General features: G+C 73.5%; 6 protein-coding genes. All 6 read right to left on the bottom strand.

What is annotated here, in order from left to right; translation table 11 throughout:
- A partial coding sequence (locus tag ACXJKL_RS17020) for a hypothetical protein (RefSeq protein WP_457208205.1) occupies positions 1 to 224 on the bottom strand: 224 nt, incomplete at its 3' end.
- Positions 221 to 556, bottom strand: a complete 336-nt coding sequence (locus tag ACXJKL_RS17015) for a lycopene cyclase domain-containing protein (protein WP_457208204.1) — start codon at positions 554 to 556, stop codon at positions 221 to 223. The genes ACXJKL_RS17015 and ACXJKL_RS17020, both read right to left, overlap by 4 nt.
- Positions 553 to 906: a lycopene cyclase domain-containing protein gene (locus ACXJKL_RS17010; protein ID WP_457208203.1), complete on the bottom strand. Its 354-nt coding sequence runs from the start codon at positions 904 to 906 to the stop codon at positions 553 to 555. Before ACXJKL_RS17010 ends, ACXJKL_RS17015 begins: the two co-directional genes overlap by 4 nt.
- Positions 903 to 2564, bottom strand: coding sequence for a phytoene desaturase family protein (crtI, locus tag ACXJKL_RS17005; RefSeq protein WP_457208202.1), 1662 nt, complete (start codon positions 2562 to 2564; stop codon positions 903 to 905). Before crtI ends, ACXJKL_RS17010 begins: the two co-directional genes overlap by 4 nt.
- A complete protein-coding gene (locus ACXJKL_RS17000; protein ID WP_457208201.1) occupies positions 2561 to 3445 on the bottom strand; it encodes a phytoene/squalene synthase family protein in 885 nt (294 codons plus the stop codon). Before ACXJKL_RS17000 ends, crtI begins: the two co-directional genes overlap by 4 nt.
- Positions 3442 to 3664, bottom strand: a 223-nt coding sequence (locus tag ACXJKL_RS16995) for a hypothetical protein (RefSeq protein WP_457208200.1), incomplete at its 5' end; no start/stop codon positions are given. The genes ACXJKL_RS16995 and ACXJKL_RS17000, both read right to left, overlap by 4 nt.

The following is a 3664-nucleotide window of genomic DNA, read 5'->3' as shown; positions in this document are numbered from 1 at the left end:
GTCTGGAGCACGTGACGGGCGTCGGCCGGGTCGTTGACCAGCAGCGCCGGCGCCCCCGGCACCGGGAACGCCACCAGGTCGCCGTACCGCTCGGAGACGTCGACCAGGAAGGTGAGCGGATCGGCGCGGATCGAGCGGAAGGCGCGCGCCATGTCCAGGGAGCTGGGGCCGGGGACGCCGATGTCCGTGGGCTGCATCGCCTGCAGCCGGGTCGAGACGCTCACGCCGCCTCCCGCTCGCGGCGCCCGCCGAGCCACACCCACACGACGCAGCTGGTGAGCACCAGGGCGAACCCGAACGCCAGGTCCTCCACCGGCGCGAAGACCAGCCGGCCGTCGCCGACGAGGACCACGCGGTCGGTGCCGAGGATCGCGTCCGGGGCGTAGCGGACGATCCCGCGGCCGGTGAGCCAGCCGTTGGTGAGGAGCTGGAAGAAGACGATGATCGCGTACGCCGCCCACCRGTCGCCGGTCGTCGTGAGCCGGGTGCGCGCGACCCAGCGGTCCAGCACCAGCGCCGCCAGCACCGCCACGACGGCGATCGCCGTGTAGGTCATCGGACCTCCCCGCGCCGGCCCGGCCGCCCGGCCCGGTCGCGGCGACGCGCCACCCGGACCGCCTCGTAGGTCAGCACCGCGACCAGCGGGATGACGACGAAGAAGGCGATCTCCTCCAGCGGGAGCCCGGCGACGCGCCACGGCAGCGTCTGGTCGGCGTCGAAGTGCCAGTGCCCGACGTCGGTGGCGTGCAGGTCCCAGACGAGGAACGGCGTCCCGGCGGCGAGGATCGTGAGCAGCAGCCGCCGCGGCTGGCGCAGCACGGACAGCCGGAAGGCAGGGACCAGCGGCAGCGTCCCGACGAGGCAGAAGGCGAGCATCGCGACGTACGACCAGTGCGGCAGGCTCATCCACTCACCGGCAGCGACGACCGGTCGCCGCTCATCCGCTTGAGGACGAGCTCGGCGCTGATCAGGCACATCGGGAGTCCCACGCCGGGAACGGTACTGGCCCCGGCGTAGAGCAGCCCGTCGACCTTGGACGAGGTGTTGCCGGGGCGCAGGAACGCGCTCTGGCGCAGGTTGTGCTCCAGGCCGAGCGCCCCACCGCGCCACGAGTTGTAGGAGCGCTCGAAGTCCTCGGGGCCCACGGTGTGGCGCACCCGGATCCGGCTGCGCAGGTCGGGGACCCCGGCCCACGTCGACACCTGGTCGATGGCCGCGTCGACGGCCCGCTCCACGGCCTCGGAGCCGTGGCCGTCGTCGCCGCCGGTGCCGATGGACACGTCGGCCGGGACCGGGACGAGGACGAAGAGGTTCTCGCAGCCCGGCGGCGCCACGGTCGGGTCGGTCGCCGACGGCTTGCAGACGTAGGTCGACGCCGGGTCAGGGACGCGGGTCTCGCGCCCGAAGATGTCGCCGAAGTTCTGGTCCCAGTCGGAGGTGAAGAACAGCGAGTGGTGGGCGAGCTGCGGGAGGCGTCCCTCGACGCCGAGCATCGCGAGCACCGCACCGGGTCCCGGGGAGCGACGACGCCACGCCTGCTCGGGGTGGGTCTGCAGCGACGTGGGGAGCAGCGCGGTCTCCAGGTGGTGCAGGTCCGCGGCGCCGACGACGACGTCGGCCTCGACGGTACGCCGCTCGCCCCCGGCCGTGGTGTGCTCGACGCCGGTCACGTGCGGACGACCGCCGCGCGCGGCGTCCTCGGTGAGGATCCGGGTGACCGCGGCACCGGTGTGCAGCCGTGCCCCGTGCCGCTCGGCCAGCGCGGCGACGACCTCGATGAGCCGGGTGAAGCCGCCCTGCGGGTAGAGGACGCTGTCCCCCAGGTCGAGCCGGCTCATCAGGTGGTACATGCTCGGCGCCCGGCTCGGCGAGGAGCCGAGGAACACCGCGGGGTAGCCCAGCACCTGCCGGAGCCGGGTGTCGGTGAACCGGGCGGCGACGTGGCTGCCCAGCGAGCGGGTGAGCAGCCTGCTCAGCGCGGGTGTGCTGCGTACGACGTCGGTGCGCAGGAACGACGCCCCGGAGTCGAAGTTGCTGTAGAGGAAGCGGCGCAGCGCGATGTCGTAGGTCTCCTCCGCGGACGCGAGGTAGGCGTCGAAGGCCTCCCCCGCCCCGGGCTCGACCGACTCGAACAGCGCCCGGTTGTGGGCACGGTCGGGGCGGATGTCGAGCGGCTCGTCGTGGCCCTCGAAGAACACCCGGTAGCTGGGGTCGAGCACGGTCAGGTCGAGCTCCGCGGCCGCGGTCGTGCCGAGCAGGGAGAAGAAGTGCTCGAAGACCTCGGGCATGAGGTACCACGAGGCGSCGGTGTCGAAGCGGAACCCGTCACGCTCGATGCTCCCCACACGACCGCCGAGCTCGTCGTTCTTCTCCAGGAGGTCGACGCTGTGCCCGCGCGAGGCGAGCAGCGCGGCGGTGGCCAGCCCGGCGATCCCGCCGCCGATCACGACGACGCGGCGGGAGCCGTCACCGGCCACGGAGCGGCCGGGCGAGCGGCCGGTCAGCCGGTCGGTCAGGCGGTCGGTCAGGCGGTCGGTCAGGCCGTGGGGCAGGAGCGAGGTCACGAGCGGCCTCCGTAGAGCACGCCGGCCGCGAGCCGCAGCTTGACCGGGTCGGGGACCCGGACACGGGTCCGCCGGATCCGGGCGGCCGGGGTGGCGCGGAGACGGGTGGCGAGYTCGGCGAAGGTCGCGTGCGCGAGCTGGACCGCCCGGCGGCTGCCGGCCGGGAGGGCCGGGATGACCGCGGCGGCCGCGTCCAGGTCGGCCGCGATGTCGTCGAGGATCCGGTCCCGGTCGGCGTCGCAGAAGGCGTCGACGTCGAGGTCGGGGAAGTAGCACCGCCCCAGCGCGTCGTGGTCCTCGGCGAGGTCCCGCAGGAAGTTGAGCTTCTGGAAGGCGGCGCCGAGGCTGCGGGCGCCGGGCGCCAACCGGTCGTAGTCGGCGGACCGGTCGAGGGCCCCGTTCCCGGCGAGGAAGACCCGCAGGCACATCAGGCCGACGACCTCCGCCGACCCGTAGACGTAGCGCTCGAAGCTCTCCCGGGTGTGGACGCTCGTCTCGAGGTCCATCGCCATGGACGCGAAGAACGGGTCGATGATGTCGGCCCCGATGCCAGACCGGGTCGCCGTACGGGCGAACGCGTGGACGACGAGGTTGCCGCTGTAGCCGTGTGCCAGCGCGTGGCGTACGTCGTCGTGGAGCCAGGTCAGCATCGTGGTCCGCGCCTCGACACCCACGGCGGGGTCGGGGTTGTCGACGATCTCGTCGGCGACCCGGACCAGGGCGTAGACGTTGCGCACCTCGGTGCGCACCGGCTCGGCGAGGAGACGCGACGCCAGTCCGAAGGAGCTGGAGAACACGCGGATGACCGACGCGGCACTGTCCTCCGCGACCGAGTCGTAGGGGGTGTCGACGGGGCGCCGGCTCACGAGGAACGAGCTCATGCCGCGACCTCGCTGCCGTCGGCGAGCACCGGCGTGCGCGGGGTCACGGTGGCCAGCAGGGCGGCCGAGAGGCCCAGCTCCTCGAGCACCGACCGGGCGGCGGCGTGGTGGGCGGCGGCGAGCTCCTCGACGTACCGGCGCGACCCGGAGGTGGTGAGCAGCCGTCGGACCTCCGCGAGCTCGTCGTCACCGAGGTCGCGACCGACGAACGTCCTGATC

It is taken from the genome of Nocardioides sp. P5_C9_2, from assembly GCF_054049555.1.
The sequence above is the reverse complement of the archived record's forward strand: the minus strand, read 5'-3'. Positions and strand labels throughout refer to the sequence as shown.